Here is a 20,147-nt window from a genome sequence, read left to right as displayed (position 1 = left end):
CCGCGGGCGGGGCCCCCCCCCACGCTCCAACACCACCCGGGTTATCTCCCCCCCCCCCCCCCCCACGCCGGGGTGGCGGCTATCCGCCCCCCCCCCGCTCGGAGGTCCACCCGTATGGACGAGCGGCGGCTTGCCCCACGGGTGCGTGCCTGCTCAGCGTCGGCGTACTCCCCGCGCCAGGTCGCCCGCCAGCTCCCGTACCGCCGCGAGCCCGGCCTCGTGGTCCTCCGCGTCCAGCAGCCGCTTCACGAACGCGGAGCCGACGATGACGCCATCGGCGAAGCCGGCGACCTGCGCCGCCTGCGCGGCGTTGGATACGCCGAGTCCGACGCAGACCGGGAGGCCGTCGCGGCCGGCCGGGGTGGCGCGGGCACGCCGCACCAGGTCTTCGGCCTGGGCGCCGACGGACTCACGGGTGCCGGTGACCCCCATCAGTGACGCGGCGTAGACGAAACCCGTACCGGCGTCGGTGATGGTGGCGAGCCGCTCGTCCTTGCTGCTCGGCGCGACGACGAAGACCGTGGCGAGCCCGTGCTTCTCGGCGTGCTCACGCCACACCTCGGACTCCTCGACCGGCAGGTCCGGCAGGATGCAGCCCGCGCCGCCCGCCTCCGCGAGCTCGGTGGTGAAGCGCTCGATGCCGTAGCGGTCGATCGGGTTCCAGTACGTCATCACCAGCACCGGCTTCCCGGTGGCCTGGTGCGCCTCGCGCACGGTCCGCATCACGTCCGCGATCTTCACGCCGCCGCGCAGGGCAATGTCGTCGGCGGTCTGGATCACCGGTCCGTCCAGCACCGGGTCACTGTGCGGCAGACCGACCTCGACCACGTCGGCGCCGCCGTCGAAGATCGCCTTGATCGCCTCGATACCGCGGTCGACGGTCGGGAATCCGGCCGGGAGGTAGGCGACCAGCGCGGCCCGGTTCTCGGCTTTGGCCCGCGCCAGGGTGTCGCTCAGCAGCCGGATGTTTCCGCCGGTGGATGCGGTCCCGCTCATTTGGCGTCCCCCTCGATCTCGGCGACCTCGCCCGCCGCGTCGGCCTCCACGACGGCACCCGCCGTCGCCTCGCTGTCGTACAACCCGAAGTAGCGGGCGGCCGTGTCCATGTCCTTGTCGCCGCGGCCGGACAGGTTGACCACGATCAGCCCGTCCTTGCCGAGCTCCCGGCCGAGGTCGAGCGCCCCGGCCAGGGCGTGCGCCGACTCGATCGCCGGGATGATGCCTTCCGTGCGGGACAGCAGCCGCAGCGCCTGCATGGCGGCGTCGTCGGTCACGGCCCGGTACTCGCCGCGCCCGCTGTCCTTGAGGTACGAGTGCTCGGGGCCGATGCCCGGGTAGTCGAGCCCGGCCGAGATCGAGTACGGCTCGGTGATCTGGCCCTCGTCGTCCTGGAGGACGTACGAACGCGAGCCGTGCAGGATGCCCGGCTCACCCGCGGTCAGCGTGGCCGCGTGCTCCCCGGTCTCCAGTCCGTGGCCGCCGGGCTCGCAGCCGACCAGCCGGACCCCGCTGTCGGGGATGAAGGCATGGAACAGGCCGATGGCGTTGGAGCCGCCGCCGACGCAGGCCACGACCGCGTCCGGGAGGCGCCCAGCGCGCTCCAGGATCTGGCGGCGGGCCTCGACGCCGATGACCCGGTGGAAGTCGCGGACCATCGCCGGGAAGGGGTGCGGTCCGGCGACCGTGCCGAAGAGGTAGTGGGTGTGGTCGACGTTGGCGACCCAGTCGCGGAACGCCTCGTTGATGGCGTCCTTGAGGGTGCGGCTGCCGGACTTCACGGGGATGACCTCGGCACCGAGCATCCGCATCCGGGCCACGTTCAGCGCCTGGCGCTGGGTGTCGATCTCGCCCATGTAGATGGTGCAGTCCAGACCGAAGAGGGCGCAGGCGGTGGCCGTGGCGACGCCGTGCTGCCCGGCGCCGGTCTCGGCGATGACCCGGGTCTTGCCCATGCGCTTGGTGAGCAGGGCCTGGCCGAGAACGTTGTTGATCTTGTGGGACCCGGTGTGGTTGAGGTCCTCGCGCTTCAGGAAGACCCGCGCGCCGCCCGCGTGACCGGCGAACCCGGGAACCTCGGTGAGGGCGCTGGGCCGTCCCGTGTAGTTGACGAGCAGATCGTCGAGCTCGGCCGCGAAGGCGGGGTCCGCCTTGGCCTTGTCGTACTCGACGGCCACCTCGTCCACGGCGGCGACCAGCGCCTCCGGGATGAACTTGCCGCCGAAGTGGCCGAAATAGCCCCGGGTGTCGGGCACCAGGCCCACGGGGTCGGGAATGAAGTAGTCGCTGGGCATGCCAGAACTCCTTGTGAGCTGAAAGCCGAGAAGAAGTGTGTGGGGTGATGACGTCGCGGAACGTCACGGCGCGCTGAGCGCGAGCGCCCTCAGTGCACGTGTACGTACGCGTCGCTCAGCGACGCCATCGCATGCCGTTGACCTGACCGGGCTCATCCCCGATCACATAGCGGACCCGCCGCCCGTGCACCCGTCGCGCCGGTGCCCGGCAGCCGCGCGGGCGGCAGCCGCGCGCCAGGGGCGCGTGCGGCAGGCGGGTCAGCACAACCGCACCGGCCCGGAGGCGAAGCCCCGGGCGGCGGGCGGCTGTGCGGCGGACGACGGCGGTCATGGCGGGTGCGGTCAGCCTCTCCCGTGCCGCAGCGCCGGGTGGGCACCGGCCGCGACCAGATCGGCCACGGCACCCTTGGGGTCGCGCCCGGTCACCAGGGACTCGCCGACCAGGACCGCGTCCGCGCCCTCGTTGGCGTAGGCGATCAGGTCGTGCGGGCCGCGGATACCCGACTCGGCGATCTTGACGATACTCGCGGGGATCTCGGGGGCGACCCGCTCGAAGGTGGCGCGGTCGACTTCGAGGGTCTTGAGGTTGCGTGCGTTGACGCCGATGATCTTGGCGCCGGCGTCCACGGCCCGCTCGACCTCGTCCTCGTCGTGGACCTCGACCAGCGGGGTGAGACCGATCGACTCGGCACGCTCGATCAGTGAGACCAGGGCCTCCTGGTCGAGCGCGGCGACGATCAGCAGCACCAGGTCGGCGCCGTACGCGCGGGCCTCCCACAGCTGGTACGAGGTGACGATGAAGTCCTTGCGCAGCACCGGGATGTCCACCCGGGCCCGCACGGCCTCCAGATCCGCGAGCGAACCGCCGAAGCGGCGCTGTTCGGTGAGGACGGAGATGACGGCGGCGCCGCCCGCTTCGTAGTCGGCGGCGAGGGCTGCCGGGTCGGCGATGGCGGCGAGCGCGCCCTTGGAGGGGCTGGAGCGCTTCACCTCGCAGATGACCTTGACACCGTCGCCGCGCAGCGCGGCGACGCCGTCCTTGGCCTGGGGCGCCTTGGCGGCACGCTCCTTGAGCTCGTCGAGGCTGACCCGCGCCTGCCGCTCTGCGAGGTCGGCGCGTACGCCTTCGATGATCTCGTCGAGCACACTCACGCGAGCGGCCCCCTTCCGGGTGGTTGTTGGTGGATCACGGTCAGCTATGTCGATGGTATCCGCAGGAGGGCGATGGCCTCGCATCCGGTTGACGGCCATCCCACTCCGTGGAACATCAGCCCGCTGAGTGTCATGGCGCGAGCACCGACCCGAACGGCAGGTTCCTGACCACGGTGAAGGCGAGTAGCACCCCTCCGAGGGCCCACGCCCACGTGGCGGGCAGGTGAAGCCGGAACGGGCGCCCACGGATCACGCGGAGGACCCAGACGGTCCACACCACGGCGAAGATCCCGTAGCCGATGGTGGCGAGGGCGTTGGTGCTCAGGGCAGCGCCGAGATCGCCGTGGATGAAGGCATGGGCGCTGCGCAGGCCGCCGCAACCGGGGCAGTAGATCCCGGTGAGTCGCAGCAGCGGGCAGACCGGGTAGTGACCCGGCTGATTGGGGTCCACGCTGCCGACGTACGCGAAGGCCGCGGCGACGACGGCGAAGCCGCCCAGCGGCGGCGCGAGCCGTCGCAGGAGGGACGGCTCACGGGCGGGCTGGGGCGCGGGGGGCCGACCCGCTCCCGGGGCGGCCGAGGCTCCGGAGGCGGCAGAGGCGGCGTTGAAGGCATCCACCTGGTGATTGTCCCCCCGGCACAGGAAGAGACGCAGCCCGGGCCCGCCGGACTGCGTCTCGAAGGCGGCGCGTCAGGCGGCCGCGGTGGCCTCGGCCGGAGCGGGCTTCGCGGTCTTGGCAGCCTCGACGCCGCCCTGAACCCGGAGCGGCTGGTCCTTGGAGCCGAGACCGGCCGCCTTCATCGCTCCGCCCACGACGGCGCCCAGAAGGATCACGCCGAAGCCGGCCCAGAAACCGAGGGGGTTGTCCGCCACCATGAAGACTCCCGCGACGCAGAAGCCGATGAAGCTGATGATGACGCCGGTCCAGGCGGCCGGGGTGTGACCGTGTCCGTGGCTGCTGCCCGCCATGAAATGCTCCTCGTAGGTGTTGCTCTGTGGGTGAGGTGAGGCCGTGAGGTCAGGCCGTCGCCGTCGGGTGGGCGTCTCCCGCGCCCGGGGCGCGGGAGACCTGCTCGCACCCCATTCTCCCGTACGTGGACGGGTGTCAGGACGTGGGGGTCGTCACTGATCGCCGGTGGGGTCCTCGCCGCGGTCCAGGGCCTTCCACAGCTCCTCGGGCCGGTCCGGGTCGGCGGCGCCCTGGCGGGCCTTGCGCGGGGCGGCGCCCTCGCGCTCGTAGCGCCCGGACATCGCGGGCCAGGAGGTGCCGTACCGCAGCGCCAGCAGCCCGGCGATCAGGATCAGCAGTCCGCCGCCGGCCGTGACATACGGCCAGACGGTGTGGGTGAGGGCTTCGGCGGCGGCGTCGGATGTGCCGGTGGTACGGCGGGCCTGCTCGTCCAGGGTTCCGCTGCCGTCGGCGCCGAGGAACGCGGCGAGCGCCGCGCCCGCACCGCTGAGCGCCAGCAGCGCGGAGACCAGCAGCCGGCCGGCGCGGCGCACGGCGAACACGGCGACCAGTGCGGCCAGGCCGACGACGGCGAGGGCGGCGGGCACTCCGGTGACATCGCGGCCGTCCGCCTTCAGCGGGATGGTCCCGCCGACGGCGTCGGCCGCGCCCTGTGCCCAGGTCTGGCCCGATGCGAGCAGCACCACGGCCGCGCCGACGGCGCCGAGCAGCAGGGCGGCGGCGAGGCTGCGTCTGCTGCTGCTCGCCGCCGGCGAACTCCGTGCGCTCTCGGTACGGGACTGGGCTACGGGTGTGGCACTCACGCACCCCACTATCCCTTATGCGTTCAGCCGCCGTGCAGCCGGTTGGCGGTGTGCACGGCCCGCAGCACCGCGGCGGCCTTGTTCCGGCACTCGGCGTCCTCGGCCACCGGATCCGAGTCGGCCACGATCCCGGCTCCGGCCTGCACGTACGCGGTGCCGTCGCGCAGCAGCGCGGTGCGGATGGCGATGGCGGTGTCGGAGTCGCCCGCGAAGTCGAGATACCCGACACAACCGCCGTACAGTCCGCGCCGGGAGGGCTCCAGCTCCTCGATGATCTGCATCGCCCGGGGCTTCGGGGCGCCGGAGAGCGTGCCCGCCGGGAAGCAGGCGGTCAGCACGTCGAAGGCGGTGCGGCCTTCGGCGACCTTGCCGGTGACGGTCGACACGATGTGCATGACGTGCGAGTACCGTTCGATGGACATGAAGTCGACCACTTCCACCGAGCCCGGCTCGCAGACCCGGCCGAGGTCGTTGCGCCCCAGGTCGACCAGCATCAGATGCTCGGCGCGCTCCTTCGGGTCGGCGAGCAGCTCGTCCGCGAGGTCGTGGTCCTCTTGCGGGGTGGCTCCACGCGGCCGGGTGCCGGCGATGGGGTGCACCATGGCGTGCCCGTCCTCCACCTTGACCAGCGCCTCCGGGCTTGAGCCGACCACGTCGAAGGGGGCCTCGTCGTGTGGGAAGCGGATCAGGTACATGTACGGGCTGGGGTTGGTGGCCCGCAGCACCCGGTAGACGTCGAGGGCACTGGCCGTGCACGGGGTCTCGAACCGCTGCGAGGGCACGACCTGGAAGGCCTCCCCCGCGCGGATACGCTCCTTGACGTCCTCCACCGCCTCCTGGAACCGCTCGCCGCTCCACATGGGCGCGGTGTACGGGGGCAGATCGGACGGCGGCAGGGCGGTCGGCCGGGAGTCCACGGGCCGGGCGAGGTCGGCCTCCATGGCGTCGAGCCGGGCGACGGCGTCGGCGTATGCCTCGTCCACGCCCGTGTCGAGGTCGTTGTGATTGATCGCGTTCGCGATCAGCAGCACGGAGCCGTCCCAGTGGTCGAGTACGGCGAGGTCCGAGGTGAGCAGCATGGTCAGCTCGGGCAGCCGCAGGTCGTCGCGGCTGTGATCGCCGATCTTCTCCAGGCGGCGGACGATGTCGTAGCCGAGGTAGCCGACCATGCCGCCGGTGAACGGCGGCATCCCGTCGCTCAGTCCCGCTACGCCCTGCGGCGTGGAAGGTACTCCCAGACGGGGGGTGTGCAGGGCCTCGACGGTGGCGCGCAGCGCCTTCAGCGGGTCGCCGCCCATGGGTACGCCGACCGGTGGGTTGCCGATCCAGTGCGCCTGGCCGTCGCGGACGGTGAGGGCGGCGTCCGACCGTACGCCGATGAAGGAGTACCGGGACCACGACTTGCTGTTCTCAGCGGACTCCAGCAGGAAGGTGCCGGGGCGCTCGGCCGTGAGCTTGCGGTACAGGCCGACCGGGGTGTCGCCGTCCGCGAGGAGGCGGCGGCTGACGGGGATGACACGGCGGTCGGCCGCCAGCTTGCGGAAGGTCTCGAGGTCCATGGCGTATGACCCTACTGGTGCCGCTACCGGCCGTCGCCGAGCGGCAGATCATCGGCGTCGAAGCAGGTCCGGTCACCGGTGTGGCAGGCGGCTCCGGTCTGGTCGACCCGGACCAGGACGGTGTCGGCGTCGCAGTCGAGCGCGACCGACCTGACGTGCTGGACATGGCCCGAGGTGTCGCCCTTGACCCAGTACTCCCGGCGGCTGCGCGACCAGTAGGTGGCGCGTCCGGTGGTCAGGGTGCGGTGCAGCGCCTCGTCGTCCATCCAGCCGAGCATGAGCACCTCGCCGGTGTCGTACTGCTGGGCGATGGCCGGCAGCAGCCCGTCGGCGCCGCGCTTGAGGCGGGCGGCGATGGCGGGGGCCAGCGCGCTGGGTGTCCTGGGCGTGCCTGTCGGACCGGTCATGCCTGTCGTGCCTGTCATGTGGTTCATTGTGCCGCGATCAGGGTGGCGTGCGGCCGTGCGTCCACTGGGCGGACGTAGCGACCCGGTCGTAGGCTGACCAGCATGTCTACCCATGCCAAGCGTGAACGGCTGCTGCTCGCGGATCTGTTGGAGGCGGCGGGCCCCGGTGCACCGACCCTGTGCGAGGGCTGGACGGCCCGTGAACTGGCTGCGCACGTGGTGGTGCGCGAACGCCGCCCCGAGGCGGCCGGAATCGTGCTGGGCCCGCTGAAGGCCAGGCTGGAGCGGGTGCAGGCGGAGTACGCGGCCAAGCCGTACGACGAGCTGATCCGGCTGATCCGTACGGGTCCGCCGAGGATGTCGCCGTTCTCCCTCAAGCCGGTGGACGAGGCCTCGAACACCGTCGAGTTCTATGTCCATGCCGAGGACGTACGCCGGGCCCAGCCCGACTGGACCCCGCGCGAGCTCGACCCGGTGTTCGCCGATGTCCTCTGGTCGCGTCTGGAGAAGGGCGCGCGACTGCTGGGTCGCAAGGCACCGGTGGGCCTGGTGCTGCGCCGTCCGAACGGTCAGACGGCCGTCGCGCACCGCGGAGCTCCGGTGGTGACGGTGACCGGGGAGCCGGGCGAGCTGACCCTGTACGTGTTCGGGCGGCAGGATGCCGCGCATGTGGAGACCGAGGGCGACAAGGACGCCGTCGACCGCGTGGGGCGGGCCCAGCTGGGCATGGCCTGACCTGCCCCCGCCCGGGCTAGGCCGTGCCGGGTGCCGCGTGCCCGGGTGCGAGGGCCTTCGCGATCCGGTTCATCAGCGTCTGCGCCGTGTTCTCGGCCGGAGCCTTCGCGCCGTGGGTGGTCGCGACGGCGATGGCCAGCCGCTCGGCGGGGAGGTAGGCCTGGACGGCGGCGTATCCGGAGAACGAGGGGTTCGTCAGTATCCAGCCGTTCAGCACCAGCACCCCGAGCCCGAAGTGCTTGGCCTCGGTGTTCTTCATGCACACCGAGGCGGGGCAGTCCTTCGTGCCGCCGCCGAGTCCGGCGGTGCCCGGATCGAGCTGGGTCCGGAACGCCGCGGGCGACAGCAGTTCGCCTGTGCCGACCGCCTCCGCCGAGCGGACCAGATCGCAGATGCCGGTGGTCAGCACGGCGCCAGGAGCCGTGGTCCAGGAAGGGTTCCAGAAGGTGGACTCCTCGTAGGGCCCGCGCTCCTCGGTGAAGGCGTGCAGTACCGGCGGCTGGATCTCGGGGGTGAAACTGTTGCGGGTGTCGGCGAGCCCCAGTGGACCCATGACGCGCTGCCGCAGCAGCTCGTCCAGGGGCAGACCACTGATCTTCTCCAGGGCGGCACCGAGAAGCACGAAGTTGGCGTGCGAGTAGTTCCAGTCGGTTCCGGGCTTGTACCAGAGCGGATGGGCTTCCGGGTAGGCCAGCAGCTGCTCGGGGGTCCAGTGGCGGAACGGTGCCGCCTCCAGCGCGGCGACGAACTCCGGATCGGTGACGTAGTCATGGAGGCCGGATGTGGAGTCACCCAGCATGCGCAGCGTGATCTCGTCGGCATGCGGGGCGTCCGGCAGCCAGCGGGACACCGGGTCGTCGAGCCCCGCCTTCTTCTCTTCCACCAGTTGCAGCAGGGTGATGCCCATGTACACGATGGCGACCGAGCCGGCTCGGAAGTGCATCGCGGGAGTCGCCGGTACACCGGTCATCGACTGGCCGAGCCCAGCGGTGACGATCTCCTCGCCGTCCTTGGTGACACTCAGCAGGACGGCGTTGTCGTCCAGCTCCTCCATGGTCCGCTCGGCGATTCCGAGGATCTCGCGGGCCTGCCCGGACGCGCTCTGAGGGGAGGCGGTGCAGGTACGTCCCTCCCCCACCGGAGCAGGTGCGTGGCCGGGGGCGGCACGGGCGACGGCGCCGTGGAGGCTCGCGGCAAGGAGTGTCGCGACGCAGAAGGCAGTGGTCGACCGCACGCGTCCCATAACCGACATTATCCGCCAGAACAATCCGGGTGGCGGTGCTTTCGGCGTCGTGGTCCTCCCAGTAACGCAGTACCACCACCGCCCGGACCGGGCGCCTTCGCGCCGCCGCCGGATCGGCGTCGGCCGCAGGATCGAGGAGACCGCGGAAGCGATGGACGCCAGCCCGGCGGCCGTGCGCACCCGATCGACGCGCGCCCTGACGAAACTCCGGAGCCTGCTGGGCTCGAGTCTCTCCGAATTCGTCTCGCTCTGACGAACCGACGGGGTTTCCCCGCTCCGACCTCGCAGTCGCGGGCATCCGCCGGGTGGCGGGTTAGCGGGAGGGCTCTGTGTGAGGCGCATGGGTCAACCCTCCGGGCGGCTTGCCCGGAGGGTGGTAAGCGGAAGGTGGTCAGCGGACCGGGTGGCCCGCCTCCCGCAGGGTGTCCTTGACCTGCGAGATCCGCAGGTCCCCGAAGTGGAACACCGAGGCCGCCAGTACCGCGTCCGCGCCCGCCGCGATGGCCGGCGGGAAGTCGGCCAGCCGGCCCGCGCCGCCCGACGCGATGACCGGGACGGTGACATGCTCGCGTACGGCGGCGATCATCTCGGTGTCGTAGCCGTCCTTGGTGCCGTCGGCGTCCATCGAGTTGAGCAGGATCTCGCCCGCGCCCAGCTCGGCGGCCCGGTGGGCCCATTCGACGGCGTCGATACCGGTGCCGCGGCGACCGCCGTGGGTGGTGACCTCGAACGAGCCCGTGGGGGTGCGGCGGGCGTCCACGGACAGCACGAGCACCTGGCGGCCGAAGCGTTCGGCGATCTCACGGATCAGCTCGGGGCGGGTGATCGCGGCCGTGTTGACGCCGACCTTGTCGGCGCCGGCCCGCAGCAGCTGGTCGACATCGTCGGCGGAGCGGACGCCGCCGCCCACCGTGAGCGGGATGAAGACCTGCTCGGCGGTACGGCGGACCACGTCGTACGTGGTCTCGCGGTCGCCGGACGACGCCGTGATGTCCAGGAAGGTCAGCTCGTCGGCGCCTTCGGCGTCGTACAGCTTGGCCATCTCGACCGGGTCACCCGCGTCCCGGAGGTTCTGGAAGTTGACGCCCTTGACCACCCGGCCGTTGTCCACGTCCAGGCAGGGGATGACTCGTATGGCGAGCGTCATGACACCGCTCCTCCCGCTCCTCGGACGGCCGCTCCACGGAACGCCTCGACCTCGACCTCCACGACCAGCCGGGGGTCCACGAACCCGGAGACGATGATCATCGACGTGGCTGGGCGGACCTCGCCGAAGAGCTCCTTGTGGGCGCGGCCCACCTCTTCGACGTCCCGGGCGTGGGTGATGTACATCCGGGTGCGCACCACGTCCCCGACTCCGAGGCCGAGCTCCTTGAGCGCGCCGAGGGCGGTGTTGAAGGACGTGACCGCCTGGTCGTACGGGCCGCCGTCCACGACGGCGCCGTCCACCACCGAGGTGCAGCCGGACACCAGGACCAGCCCGTTCGGCAGCTCGACCGCGCGGGAGTAGCCGAAGGCCTGCTCCCAGGGGGCGTCACCGCCGATCCGGCGGACGGAATCGCTCATCGGGACACCGCCGCGAGCGCCTCTTCGAGAGTGAACGCCTCGGCGTACAGCGCCTTGCCGACGATCGCGCCTTCCACGCCCAGCGGGACAAGGCCGGCGAGCGCCCGCAGGTCGTCCAGTGAGGAGACCCCGCCGGACGCGACGACGGGCTTGTCGGTAGCGGCGCACACATCGCGCAGCAGTTCCAGGTTGGGGCCCTGGAGGGTGCCGTCCTTGGCGATGTCGGTGACGACGTAGCGCGCGCAGCCCTCGGCGTCCAGCCGGGCCAGGGTCTCGTACAGGTCGCCGCCGTCACGGGTCCAGCCACGGCCGCGCAGGGTGGTGCCGCGTACGTCGAGACCGACCGCGATCCTGTCGCCGTACTCGGCGATGACCTTGGCGACCCACTCGGGGGTCTCCAGCGCCGCGGTGCCGAGGTTGACCCTGGTGCAGCCGGTGGCGAGGGCCGCGGCGAGCGTGGCGTCGTCGCGGATGCCGCCGGACAGCTCCACCTTGAGGTCCATCGCCCCGGCGACCTCGGCGATCAGCTCGCGGTTGTCGCCGGTGCCGAAGGCGGCGTCCAGGTCGACCAGGTGCAGCCACTCGGCTCCCGCCCGCTGCCAGGTGAGCGCGGCTTCCAGCGGGGACCCGTAGGAGGTCTCCGTACCGGACTCCCCGTGGACCAGACGGACGGCCTGGCCGTCGCGGACGTCCACGGCGGGGAGGAGTTCAAGCTTCTGGGCGATGGCCATGATCAGAGGGTCTCGATCCAGTTGGTGAGCAGCTGGGCACCGGCGTCGCCGGACTTCTCGGGGTGGAACTGGGTGGCCCACAGCGCGCCGTTCTCGACGGCCGCCACGAACGGCTCGCCGTGGGTGGCCCAGGTGACCTTGGGGGCGCGGATGGCCGGGTTGGTGATCTCCAGACTCCACTCGTGTACGGCGTAGGAGTGCACGAAATAGAAGCGGGCGTCGGCGTCGAGTCCGGCGAACAGCTCGCTGTCGTCGGGGGCCTTGACGGTGTTCCAGCCCATGTGGGGGACGACGGGTGCCTTCAGCGGGGCCACCACACCGGGCCACTCGTCGAGGCCCTCGGTCTCCACACCGTGCTCGATTCCGCGCTCGAACAGGATCTGCATGCCGACGCAGATGCCCATGACGGGACGGCCGCCGGACAGCCTGCGGTCGATGATCCAGTGGCCGCGGGCCTGCTGGAGTCCCTTCATACAGGCGGCGAAGGCGCCGACGCCGGGGACGAGCAGTCCGTCGGCGTTCATGGCCGCGTCGAAATCCCGGGTGATCTCGACCTCGGCGCCGACCCGGGCCAGCGCGCGCTCGGCGGAGCGGACGTTGCCGAAGCCGTAGTCGAAGACCACGACCTTCTTGCGCCCGTCTGCTCCGCTCATGACCACACGTCCAGGCGCATGACACCCGCGGCCAGGCAGAGCGCTGCGCCGATCGAGAGCAGCACGATCAGGCCCTTGGGCATCTGCTGCTTGGCGAACGAGATGATCCCGCCGACCAGGAAGAGTCCGACGATGATCAGCAGGGTGGACAGTCCGGTCACGGTTACAGCGCGCCCTTCGTGGAAGGCAGGATTCCGGCGGCGCGCGGGTCGCGCTCCGACGCATAGCGAAGCGCCCTGGCCAGGGCCTTGAACTGGCACTCCACGATGTGGTGGGCGTTGCGGCCGTACGGCACGTGGACGTGCAGCGCGATCTGCGCCTGGGCGACGAACGACTCCAGTATGTGCCGGGTCATCGTCGTGTCGTAGGCCCCGATCATGGGCGCCATGTTCTCCGGCTCGGTGTGCACGAGGTACGGGCGGCCGGAGAGGTCCACGGTGACCTGGGCGAGCGACTCGTCCAGCGGCACCGTGCAGTTGCCGAAGCGGTAGATGCCGACCTTGTCGCCGAGCGCCTGCTTGAAGGCGGCGCCGAGGGCGAGTGCGGTGTCCTCGATGGTGTGGTGCGAGTCGATGTGCAGGTCGCCGTCGGTCTTCACGGTCAGGTCGAACAGACCGTGCCGCCCGAGCTGGTCGAGCATGTGGTCGTAGAAGCCGACCCCGGTCGACACATCGACCTGTCCGGTGCCGTCGAGATTGATCTCGACAAGGACCGATGTCTCCTTGGTGGTGCGCTCCACGCGCCCTACGCGGCTCATGCGCTCTGCTCCTTCTTCAACTCACGGACCGCGTCGAGGAACGCGTCGTTCTCTTCGGGGGTGCCCGCGGTGACCCGCAGCCAGCCCGGTACGCCGTTGTCCCGGACCAGGACGCCCCGGTCGAGGATTCGCTGCCACGCCGTGTGGGAGTCCTCGAAGCGACCGAACTGGACGAAGTTGGCGTCGGACGCGGTCACCTCGTAGCCGGTCGCGCGCAGCTCGGCGACCAGCCTGTCCCGCTCGCCCTTGAGCTGCTCGACGTACTTGAGCAGCGTATCGGTGTGCTCCAGGGCGGCCAGCGCGGTGGCCTGGGTGACAGCGGAGAGGTGGTACGGCAGCCGTACGAGCTGGAGCGCGTCGACCACCGCCCGGTGCGCGGCGAGATAGCCGAGCCTCAGACCGGCGGCCCCGAACGCCTTGGACATGGTGCGCGAGACGACCAGATTCGGCCTGCCGTCGATCAATGGCAGCAGCGAGGGGCGGTGGCTGAATTCGACGTACGCCTCGTCCACGACGACCAGCGACGGCCTGGTCCGCTGGGCGGCCTCGTAGAGCGCGAGGACCGTGTCCGCGTCGACGGCCGTGCCGGTCGGGTTGTTGGGCGAGGTGATGAAGACGACGTCCGGCCGGTTCTCGGCGATGGCCCGCGCGGCGGCGGCCGTGTCGATGGTGAAGTCGTCGTCCCGGGGCCCGGAGATCCAGCCGGTGCCGGTGCCGCGGGCGATCAGCGCGTGCATCGAGTACGAGGGCTCGAAGCCGATCGCGGTACGGCCGGGACCGCCGAAGGTCTGGAGCAGTTGCTGGATGACCTCGTTGGAGCCGTTGGCGGCCCAGATGTTCTCCAGGGCGACCGGGTGCTTCCCGGTGCGGGTCAGGTACCGGGCCAGCTCGGTGCGCAGCTCGATGGCGTCCCGGTCGGGGTAGCGGTTGAGGTGGCGGGCCGCTTCCCGTACGCGCTCGGCGATCCGCTCGACCAGTGGTTCGGGCAGCGGATACGGGTTCTCGTTGGTGTTCAGCTGTACGGGGACGTCGAGCTGGGGCGCGCCGTAGGGGGACTTGCCGCGCAGTTCGTCCCTGATGGGCAGGTCGTCGATGCCGATCATGTCAGCCATGTCAGGCGTGTCGGTACGGGACGTGCTCGCTTGCTCGGTGCTCACTTGCTCGGGGGTACCTTCCAGTCGAACCTCGCCTTCAGGGCCGCGCCGTGCGCGGGCAGGTCCTCCGCCTCCGCGAGGGTCACCACATGGTGGGTGACCTCGGCCAGTGCCTCGCGCGTGTAGTCCACGATGTGGATCCCGCGCAGGAAGGACTGGACGGAGAGCCCGGACGAATGGCAGGCGCAGCCGCCGGTGGGCAGGACGTGGTTGGAGCCCGCGCAGTAGTCGCCGAGGGAGACCGGTGCCCAGGGGCCGACGAAGATCGCGCCGGCGTTGCGGACCCGGTCGGCTACGGCCGGCGCGTCGGCGGTCTGGATCTCCAGGTGCTCGGCGCCGTACGCGTCGACCACCCGCAGGCCTTCCTCGATGCCGTCCACGAGGACGATCGCCGACTGCTTGCCGGACAGTGCCGGGACGATCCGGTCCTCCACGTGCTTGGTGGCCGCGATCTGCGGCTCCAGCTCGCGTTCGACCGCGTCCGCGAGCTCGGGCGAGTCGGTGACCAGGACGGCGGCGGCCAGCGGGTCGTGCTCGGCCTGGCTGATCAGGTCCGCGGCGACATGCGCCGGGTCGGCGGTGGCGTCGGCGAGGACCGCGATCTCGGTGGGGCCGGCCTCGGTGTCGATGCCGATCCGCCCGGTGAAGTAGCGCTTGGCGGCCGCGACCCAGACATTGCCCGGGCCGGTCACCATGTTCGCGGGCGGGCACCCGTCGGGTCCCGAGGTCCCGTACGCGAACATCGCGACGGCCTGGGCGCCGCCTGCCGCGTACACCTCGTCCACGCCCAGCAGGGCGCAGGCGGCGAGGATCGTCGGGTGCGGCAGTCCGCCGAACTCCTTCTGCGGGGGCGAGGCGAGCGCGATGGACTCGACACCGGCTTCCTGGGCAGGGACGGCGTTCATGATCACGGACGACGGGTAGACGGACCGGCCGCCCGGTGCGTACAGGCCGACCCGCTCCACCGGGACCCACTTCTCGGTGACCGTGCCGCCCGGGACCACCTGGGTGGTGCGCGAGGTCCTGCGCTGCTCGCGGTGGACGATCCTGGCGCGCCGGATCGACTCCTCCAGTGCCGCCCTGACCTCGGGGTCGAGCTGCTCCAGGGCTTGCGCGACGGCCTCGGCGGGCACTCGCACCCGGTCGAGCCGCACCCCGTCGAACCTCTCCGCGTAGTCGATCAGCGCCGCGGTGCCGCGATGATGCACGTCCTCGCAGATGGGCCGCACCTTCTCCAGGGCGGCTTCCACGTCGAACTCGGCACGCGGCAGCAGCTGGCGCAGAGCGGCGCCCTCGGGGAGAGCGTCGCCGCGCAGATCGATTCGAGAGATCACGGGTCAATTCTCGCAGACGCGCTCCAAGGGGCGGCCGTCCGTATCACTTCCTGGGACGGACGGGATCACGCGTCGCCCCCCCGTCGCCCACCCGCCATCACCTGCCGCCGTCCCGCCGCCCGCTTCGGCCGCCGCGGAACAGCGCCAGCCGCTCGGCCCCGGGCGGACGTTCTCTGGCCAGACACTTTCCGGCCAATCTACCGATCCCTCCGCCGACGGCGTGTCGGCCCGTAGCGAGCGCTTCTCGCCATACCGCGTGTCACAGCAGTCGTTCATGACCACTAGCGTTCAGTCCGTTACTCAGAGGGAAGAACGGCTGTACGAATACCGGGGAACCACCGGGAAAGCGAGGGGGCGGCCTTGACCGAGCCGCAGGGCATGGACATGCCCGACGATCTCACCGGAGCCGAGTCGGCTCTGTGGACCTCGTTCGAAGACGGAGGTACCTGCGATCTGCGGGATGCGAATCCGCTGCTGAACGATCCCTTCTCGGGCCCGGCCTGGGGCCCGGAGCGGCGGGTGCGCGCCGATGTGATCGCCCGCCTGCTGCTCAGCGGACCGCCGCCGCGCCCTGGCCGGGTCTGCGCGCTCAAGCTGCGCGGGGCGTTCATCACGGGAAGGCTCAAGCTCGCGGGCGGGACGATAGGACCGTATGTCGAGCTGACCGGCTGCCGCTTCGAGCAGGAACTGGAGTTCCCCGAGGCACACTTCACCACGCTCAGGATGGCCGGCTGCGCCATACCCCGGCTTGAGGCAGCCCGGCTGCACACCGCCGGCGACCTCCATCTGCCGCGCTGCCGCGTGGCGCGCGGGATACGGCTCACGGACGCGCAGATCGGCACGGATCTGCTGATCAACCAGATCCAGATGTGGCCGGACCAACGGGGCCGTGCGATCACCGCGGACGGACTCTCGGTGGGGCAGGACCTGCAAGCCGAACTGATGGAGGCCTACGGGGAGGTCAGCCTGCGTGGCGCGAAAGTGGGCGGGTCGCTGAGTCTGCGCGGCAGCAGGCTGCGCGCGGCGGAGGGGCGGCGGGCGCTGAACGCACCGCAGCTGACGGTGGAGCGCACCCTCTATATGTCGAGAGCCTGGGTGACCACGGCCGGCGACCAGAGCGCGACTCCGCCGTTCGGCGTGCAGGCCACCCCAGCGAACTCCGGGGACCCCGCGAACACGGCGCCGGACGGGCGCGCGCCCGGCTCGCGCGAGCAGCGCTTCGAGTGCCATGGCGGGGTGCGCCTGGACGACGGCCGGATCGGTGACGGCGTCGATCTCTACAAAGCCCGCTTCGTGCTGTCGGACGCACGGCGCGAGGAACTGTCCCTGCGCAGGATCACCACCCCCGAGCTGCGCTTCACCGGGGAGCGCCCGGAGGAGGGGCGGGTGGTGCTGAACGGCGCCAAGATCGTCACTCTGATCGACTTGTCGACGAGCTGGCCGGGCCCTGGTGGTCTCGCGATGGGCGGCTTCGTCTACGAGAACCTCGTCCCGTACAGCCGCTTCCCGCTCACCCGAAGACTGGAATGGGTGGCCGCGGCCACCCCGGAGTACGCGCCCGAGCCCTACGAGCGGCTGGCGACGGTGCTGCGCGGCAGTGGCGAGGACGCCGACGCGCGCGAGGTGCTGCTCGCCAAGCAGCGGCGGCGGCGGGAGACGCTGCCGCTCGCCGCCAAGCTCTGGGGCTACATCCAGGACTGGGCGGTGGCGTACGGCTACCGACCGGGGCGGGCGACGCTGTGGATGGCGGTGCTGTGGGCGGCGGGGGCCCTCGCCTTCTCGCGCCACGACCCCGCGCCCATCAAACCGAGCGAGCATCCTGAGTGGAATCCCTCGCTCTACGCCCTCGATCTGCTGCTTCCGGTGATCAATCTGGGTCAGGACGGCTACTGGCGGCTCGACAGCCGCTGGCAGTGGCTCGCGGCGGCACTCGTACTGCTCGGCTGGGTGCTCGCGACGACAGTGGCGGCGGGGGCCACAAGGCTGCTGCGGCGCGGCTGACGCGACTCGCCCGGCCACTCAGCACCCGGGGACACGCTTGGCGTGACCGGCGTGACCGAAGCGAAGGCGTGGGCGTGACTGGCTGAGGCGGAACCGGGGGCGAGCGGTTCCCCAACCCCCGCACCAGGCACCGGAATACCGCACTCCTTTGCGCTCTCTTGACCATCAGCAGGACAACCTTTCCAGTACCGCCAAAACTTCACAGATGCCCCCTGGCGCGCCCCTCACCTGCGTCTTTCAATGGTCCGCACCATGTCTCTGTTCCGCGCCCTGATCAGTACCGCCCGCATGGTCCGGCACACCCCCCGCCTCGGCGACGAGCTGCCTCCGGACGAGGCGGTGCTGCTCGACGCCCCCGACGGGCAGCTCGGGCCCGCGCTGGTCGTCGCCGCGCTCGGCGACCACCGCCCGGCGGCCGTACTGCTCGCCGCCACGCGCGACGCGGCGGAGTGGGAGAACCGCGACCGCTATGTGACGCGGCTCGCGGCCTTCGCCTACAACCGGGGCGACTGGCTGGCCCGGTGGCTCGCCGCCACCCCGCGCGACCCGGACGCCCTGCTGGTGAAGGCCGAACTGGCGGTACGCAGGGCTTGGGAGTCGCCGGCCCGTACCGAACAGCTCCGCGAGATCGGACCACTGATCGGCGCGGCGGCCGAGGCGGCACCGCGCGATCCGGTGCCCTGGCGGCTCGCCCTCGACCACGCGCGGGGCACCCATGCCACCCACACCGCGTTCGAGGAGCTGTGGGAGCAGGCGGTGCGCCGTTCCCCACACCACTACGGCTGCCATGTCGCGGCCCTCCAGTACCTGTCCGCGGTCTGGTACGGCTCGCACCGCGAGTGCTTCGACTTCGCCGAGCGCGCGGCCGAGGACGCCCTGCCCGGCTCACTGGTCCAGGCACTGCCGGTGCGAGCCGCCTTCACCCAGCTCCAGACCGGGGCCGTGACCAACTCCGTCCAGGCGGAACGGATCGACGGTGCGGCGGACCGGGCCATCGCGCTCTCCGCCACCTACGGACCCGGCGACCCCTGGCCGGCGGAGGTCCGCAATCTGCTGGCGTATGTGCTGATCACGCGAGGGCGCTGGGCCGACGCGCTTGAGCAGTTCCGGCTGATCGGCCCGTACGCGACCTCGTTCCCCTGGTCGGGCCTGACCGACGATCCGCTCGGGCGGTTCCTCGAAACCCGTGACGGCGCACGCATCGAGGTCGCCTCCACGATGCCGCTGCGGCCCTCGCCCGCGCAGCGGATCCGTCCGATCCGCAGACGGCCAGGACAGAGCCCGTCCGGTGGCCATTACGCTTGACCGCTGTGACCATCGCTCGCCTGCCCCTCTTCCCGCTCAACGCCGTGCTCTTCCCGGGCCTTGTGCTGCCGTTGAACGTCTTCGAGGAGCGCTATCGCGCCCTGATGCGCGAGTTGCTGAAGACCGATGAGTCCGAGCCCCGCCGGTTCGCGGTGGTCGCCATCCGCGACGGCCGCGAGGTGGCGCCGAGTGCGCCCGGGTTGCCGGACCAGACCGCGCTGCCCGAGAAGGGACCGGCCGCGGGCTTCGGCTCTGATCCGATGCAGGCCTTCCACGAGGTGGGGTGCATCGCGGACGCCGCGACGATCCGGGAGCGCCCGGACGGCGGCTTCGAGGTGCTGGCCACCGGCACGACCAGGGTCAGGCTGCTGTCCGTGGACGCCGGGGGCCCGTTTCTGACCGCCGAACTGGAGGAGATCGCCGAGGAGCAGGGCGACGAGGCTGGCGCCCTCGCCGAGGGGGTGCTGCGGGCGTTCCGCAGCTATCAGAAGCGGCTGGCGGGCGCGCGGGAACGCTCGCTGTCCACCGCGACCGAGCTGCCGGACGAGCCGTCGGTGGTCTCGTATCTGGTCGCCGCGGCGGCCGTGCTCGACACCCCGGCGAAGCAGCGGCTGCTCCAGGCGCCGGACACGGCCACCCGGCTCCGCGAGGAGCTGGGGCTGCTGCGCTCGGAGACCGCGGTGATCCGGCATCTGCCCTCGGTCCCGGCAGTCGATCTGACGCGCGTGCCGACCTGCCCCAACTGACGCACGCGAAGGGCGAGGACCAGAAGGACGAGGAGCATTGGCCAAGAAGGCGAAGAAGCAGCAGGGCGGCACCCCCGCCACGGTGGCCCTGACGGCCGCGGGTACGCCCTTCACCGTGCACGCGTACGAGCACGACCCGGCCTCGCCGTCGTACGGGGACGAGGCCGCGCAGGCACTCGGTGTCGCCCCCGACCGCGTCTTCAAGACCCTCGTCGCCGATGTGGACGGCGAACTGACGGTCGCGGTGGTCCCGGTCGCGGGCCAGCTCGATCTGAAGGCCCTGGCCACGGCAGTCGGTGGCAAGCGCGCCACGATGGCCGACCCGGCGGCGGCGGAGCGCACCACGGGCTACGTCAGGGGCGGTATCTCCCCGCTCGGCCAGCGCAAGCGGCTGCGTACCGTGCTCGACGCCTCGGCGTCGGGACATGCCACCATCTGCGTCTCGGCGGGCCGCCGCGGCCTGGAGGTCGAGCTCGCCCCGTCAGACCTGGCGGCCCTGACAGGTGCGGTGCTCGCCCCGATCGGACGCGCGTAGCCCTTACGGGTACGCGGGCTGGGTTCTCGGGGTTGCCGCACCCCGGTGGTGCCCCGTTGCACGGGGCGCGGGCGTCGCGGTGTTCCGAACCCCGTAGCGGTGGGCCGGTGTGTCCGGCCTCAATCGCCGGCCAGGCTGGGATACCGGGGTCGCCCGTCGCCGAGAGCGCGTCGCCGGGGCCGCTCCGGGGCTCGTATCCGGGAC

Annotated in this window: 24 protein-coding genes; 6 read left to right on the top strand and 18 right to left on the bottom strand. The window is 71.5% G+C overall.

Annotated elements, in window-relative coordinates:
* Positions 1 to 153 precede the first annotated feature (153 nt).
* From trpA to hisI, 9 genes are all read right to left on the bottom strand, one after another.
* Positions 154 to 996: a tryptophan synthase subunit alpha gene (gene trpA, locus ACFWI9_RS06280; protein WP_387159349.1), complete on the bottom strand. Its 843-nt coding sequence runs from the start codon at positions 994 to 996 to the stop codon at positions 154 to 156.
* Entirely contained in the window at positions 993 to 2,291 is a 1,299-nt protein-coding gene (trpB, locus tag ACFWI9_RS06275; RefSeq protein WP_387159348.1) for a tryptophan synthase subunit beta, read from the bottom strand. The genes trpA and trpB overlap by 4 nt, the downstream gene beginning before the upstream one ends.
* A 115-nt stretch (positions 2,292 to 2,406) precedes the next feature.
* Positions 2,407 to 2,622 (bottom strand): tryptophan biosynthesis modulator TrpM, encoded by a 216-nt coding sequence (gene trpM / locus ACFWI9_RS06270; protein ID WP_387159347.1) that lies wholly within the window; start codon positions 2,620 to 2,622, stop codon positions 2,407 to 2,409.
* A gap of 11 nt (positions 2,623 to 2,633) precedes the next feature.
* Positions 2,634 to 3,443, bottom strand: coding sequence for an indole-3-glycerol phosphate synthase TrpC (gene trpC, locus ACFWI9_RS06265; RefSeq protein ID WP_387159346.1), 810 nt, complete (start codon positions 3,441 to 3,443; stop codon positions 2,634 to 2,636).
* Positions 3,444 to 3,573: 130 nt separating this feature from the next.
* Positions 3,574 to 4,062, bottom strand: a complete 489-nt coding sequence (locus ACFWI9_RS06260; RefSeq protein ID WP_387159345.1) for a DUF2752 domain-containing protein — start codon at positions 4,060 to 4,062, stop codon at positions 3,574 to 3,576.
* A gap of 72 nt (positions 4,063 to 4,134) precedes the next feature.
* On the bottom strand, positions 4,135 to 4,413 hold the full coding sequence (locus tag ACFWI9_RS06255) for an HGxxPAAW family protein (RefSeq protein ID WP_387159344.1): 279 nt from the start codon (positions 4,411 to 4,413) through the stop codon (positions 4,135 to 4,137).
* A gap of 153 nt (positions 4,414 to 4,566) precedes the next feature.
* Complete coding sequence (locus ACFWI9_RS06250) at positions 4,567 to 5,217, bottom strand: TIGR02234 family membrane protein (RefSeq protein WP_387159343.1); 651 nt, start codon at positions 5,215 to 5,217, stop codon at positions 4,567 to 4,569.
* A gap of 23 nt (positions 5,218 to 5,240) precedes the next feature.
* Positions 5,241 to 6,776: an anthranilate synthase component I gene (locus tag ACFWI9_RS06245; RefSeq protein WP_387159342.1), complete on the bottom strand. Its 1,536-nt coding sequence runs from the start codon at positions 6,774 to 6,776 to the stop codon at positions 5,241 to 5,243.
* A gap of 23 nt (positions 6,777 to 6,799) precedes the next feature.
* Entirely contained in the window at positions 6,800 to 7,201 is a 402-nt protein-coding gene (gene hisI, locus ACFWI9_RS06240) for a phosphoribosyl-AMP cyclohydrolase (protein ID WP_387159341.1), read from the bottom strand.
* An 84-nt stretch (positions 7,202 to 7,285) separates the two neighbouring features.
* Here hisI and ACFWI9_RS06235 point away from each other — a divergent pair, with 84 nt between their 5' ends.
* Positions 7,286 to 7,918, top strand: a complete 633-nt coding sequence (locus tag ACFWI9_RS06235; RefSeq protein WP_387159340.1) for a TIGR03085 family metal-binding protein — start codon at positions 7,286 to 7,288, stop codon at positions 7,916 to 7,918.
* A gap of 16 nt (positions 7,919 to 7,934) precedes the next feature.
* On the opposite strand, the gene ACFWI9_RS06230 is transcribed toward ACFWI9_RS06235, so the two are convergent.
* The gene (locus ACFWI9_RS06230; protein ID WP_387159339.1) at positions 7,935 to 9,161 is read right to left on the bottom strand and encodes a serine hydrolase domain-containing protein; all 1,227 of its coding nucleotides are present in this window, start codon (positions 9,159 to 9,161) and stop codon (positions 7,935 to 7,937) included.
* 49 nt (positions 9,162 to 9,210) lie between these two features.
* Between ACFWI9_RS06230 and ACFWI9_RS06225 the strand changes: the two genes are divergently transcribed.
* Complete coding sequence (locus ACFWI9_RS06225) at positions 9,211 to 9,414, top strand: hypothetical protein (RefSeq protein ID WP_387159338.1); 204 nt, start codon at positions 9,211 to 9,213, stop codon at positions 9,412 to 9,414.
* A gap of 138 nt (positions 9,415 to 9,552) precedes the next feature.
* On the opposite strand, the gene hisF is transcribed toward ACFWI9_RS06225, so the two are convergent.
* The 8 genes from hisF to hisD are packed head-to-tail and all read right to left on the bottom strand — an operon-like array spanning position 9,553 to position 15,356.
* Positions 9,553 to 10,308: an imidazole glycerol phosphate synthase subunit HisF gene (gene hisF / locus ACFWI9_RS06220; protein ID WP_387159337.1), complete on the bottom strand. Its 756-nt coding sequence runs from the start codon at positions 10,306 to 10,308 to the stop codon at positions 9,553 to 9,555.
* Entirely contained in the window at positions 10,305 to 10,727 is a 423-nt protein-coding gene (locus ACFWI9_RS06215; protein WP_387159336.1) for a RidA family protein, read from the bottom strand. Before ACFWI9_RS06215 ends, hisF begins: the two co-directional genes overlap by 4 nt.
* Complete coding sequence (gene priA / locus ACFWI9_RS06210) at positions 10,724 to 11,452, bottom strand: bifunctional 1-(5-phosphoribosyl)-5-((5-phosphoribosylamino)methylideneamino)imidazole-4-carboxamide isomerase/phosphoribosylanthranilate isomerase PriA (protein WP_387159388.1); 729 nt, start codon at positions 11,450 to 11,452, stop codon at positions 10,724 to 10,726. The genes ACFWI9_RS06215 and priA overlap by 4 nt, the downstream gene beginning before the upstream one ends.
* An 8-nt stretch (positions 11,453 to 11,460) precedes the next feature.
* A complete protein-coding gene (gene hisH / locus ACFWI9_RS06205; protein WP_387159335.1) occupies positions 11,461 to 12,111 on the bottom strand; it encodes an imidazole glycerol phosphate synthase subunit HisH in 651 nt (216 codons plus the stop codon).
* A complete protein-coding gene (locus ACFWI9_RS06200) occupies positions 12,108 to 12,272 on the bottom strand; it encodes a hypothetical protein (RefSeq protein ID WP_387159334.1) in 165 nt (54 codons plus the stop codon). Before ACFWI9_RS06200 ends, hisH begins: the two co-directional genes overlap by 4 nt.
* Before the next feature lie 2 nt (positions 12,273 to 12,274).
* Positions 12,275 to 12,868, bottom strand: a complete 594-nt coding sequence (hisB, locus tag ACFWI9_RS06195) for an imidazoleglycerol-phosphate dehydratase HisB (RefSeq protein WP_338676136.1) — start codon at positions 12,866 to 12,868, stop codon at positions 12,275 to 12,277.
* Positions 12,865 to 13,971: a histidinol-phosphate transaminase gene (locus tag ACFWI9_RS06190; RefSeq protein WP_387159387.1), complete on the bottom strand. Its 1,107-nt coding sequence runs from the start codon at positions 13,969 to 13,971 to the stop codon at positions 12,865 to 12,867. Before ACFWI9_RS06190 ends, hisB begins: the two co-directional genes overlap by 4 nt.
* A gap of 50 nt (positions 13,972 to 14,021) precedes the next feature.
* The gene (hisD, locus tag ACFWI9_RS06185) at positions 14,022 to 15,356 is read right to left on the bottom strand and encodes a histidinol dehydrogenase (RefSeq protein WP_387159333.1); all 1,335 of its coding nucleotides are present in this window, start codon (positions 15,354 to 15,356) and stop codon (positions 14,022 to 14,024) included.
* A 360-nt stretch (positions 15,357 to 15,716) separates the two neighbouring features.
* Here hisD and ACFWI9_RS06180 point away from each other — a divergent pair, with 360 nt between their 5' ends.
* From ACFWI9_RS06180 to ybaK, 4 genes are all read left to right on the top strand, one after another.
* A complete protein-coding gene (locus ACFWI9_RS06180; protein ID WP_387159332.1) occupies positions 15,717 to 17,357 on the top strand; it encodes an oxidoreductase in 1,641 nt (546 codons plus the stop codon).
* Positions 17,358 to 17,597: 240 nt separating this feature from the next.
* Positions 17,598 to 18,662, top strand: a complete 1,065-nt coding sequence (locus ACFWI9_RS06175; RefSeq protein WP_387159331.1) for a hypothetical protein — start codon at positions 17,598 to 17,600, stop codon at positions 18,660 to 18,662.
* Positions 18,663 to 18,667: 5 nt separating this feature from the next.
* Entirely contained in the window at positions 18,668 to 19,408 is a 741-nt protein-coding gene (locus ACFWI9_RS06170) for an LON peptidase substrate-binding domain-containing protein (protein ID WP_387159330.1), read from the top strand.
* Between the two features lie 37 nt (positions 19,409 to 19,445).
* A complete protein-coding gene (gene ybaK, locus ACFWI9_RS06165; RefSeq protein ID WP_387159329.1) occupies positions 19,446 to 19,943 on the top strand; it encodes a Cys-tRNA(Pro) deacylase in 498 nt (165 codons plus the stop codon).
* Positions 19,944 to 20,147 lie beyond the last annotated feature (204 nt).

It is taken from the genome of Streptomyces sp. NPDC127084 (genome assembly GCF_042724175.1).
Lineage (GTDB): Bacteria > Actinomycetota > Actinomycetes > Streptomycetales > Streptomycetaceae > Streptomyces.
The sequence above is the reverse complement of the archived record's forward strand: the minus strand, read 5'-3'. Positions and strand labels throughout refer to the sequence as shown.

Excerpts from the sequence above, each read along its gene's own strand:
- trpA (WP_387159349.1), bottom strand. The coding sequence starts at position 996 with ATGAGCGGGACCGCATCCACCGGCGGAAACATCCGGCTGCTGAGCGAC.
- trpB (WP_387159348.1), bottom strand. The coding sequence starts at position 2,291 with ATGCCCAGCGACTACTTCATTCCCGACCCCGTGGGCCTGGTGCCCGAC.
- trpM (WP_387159347.1), bottom strand. The coding sequence starts at position 2,622 with ATGACCGCCGTCGTCCGCCGCACAGCCGCCCGCCGCCCGGGGCTTCGC.
- ACFWI9_RS06255 (WP_387159344.1), bottom strand. The coding sequence starts at position 4,413 with ATGGCGGGCAGCAGCCACGGACACGGTCACACCCCGGCCGCCTGGACC.
- ACFWI9_RS06245 (WP_387159342.1), bottom strand. The coding sequence starts at position 6,776 with ATGGACCTCGAGACCTTCCGCAAGCTGGCGGCCGACCGCCGTGTCATC.
- hisI (WP_387159341.1), bottom strand. The coding sequence starts at position 7,201 with ATGACAGGCACGACAGGCATGACCGGTCCGACAGGCACGCCCAGGACA.
- ACFWI9_RS06235 (WP_387159340.1), top strand. The coding sequence starts at position 7,286 with ATGTCTACCCATGCCAAGCGTGAACGGCTGCTGCTCGCGGATCTGTTG.
- ACFWI9_RS06230 (WP_387159339.1), bottom strand. The coding sequence starts at position 9,161 with ATGGGACGCGTGCGGTCGACCACTGCCTTCTGCGTCGCGACACTCCTT.
- hisF (WP_387159337.1), bottom strand. The coding sequence starts at position 10,308 with ATGACGCTCGCCATACGAGTCATCCCCTGCCTGGACGTGGACAACGGC.
- ACFWI9_RS06215 (WP_387159336.1), bottom strand. The coding sequence starts at position 10,727 with ATGAGCGATTCCGTCCGCCGGATCGGCGGTGACGCCCCCTGGGAGCAG.
- hisH (WP_387159335.1), bottom strand. The coding sequence starts at position 12,111 with ATGAGCGGAGCAGACGGGCGCAAGAAGGTCGTGGTCTTCGACTACGGC.
- hisB (WP_338676136.1), bottom strand. The coding sequence starts at position 12,868 with ATGAGCCGCGTAGGGCGCGTGGAGCGCACCACCAAGGAGACATCGGTC.
- ACFWI9_RS06190 (WP_387159387.1), bottom strand. The coding sequence starts at position 13,971 with ATGATCGGCATCGACGACCTGCCCATCAGGGACGAACTGCGCGGCAAG.
- ACFWI9_RS06175 (WP_387159331.1), top strand. The coding sequence starts at position 17,598 with ATGGTCCGCACCATGTCTCTGTTCCGCGCCCTGATCAGTACCGCCCGC.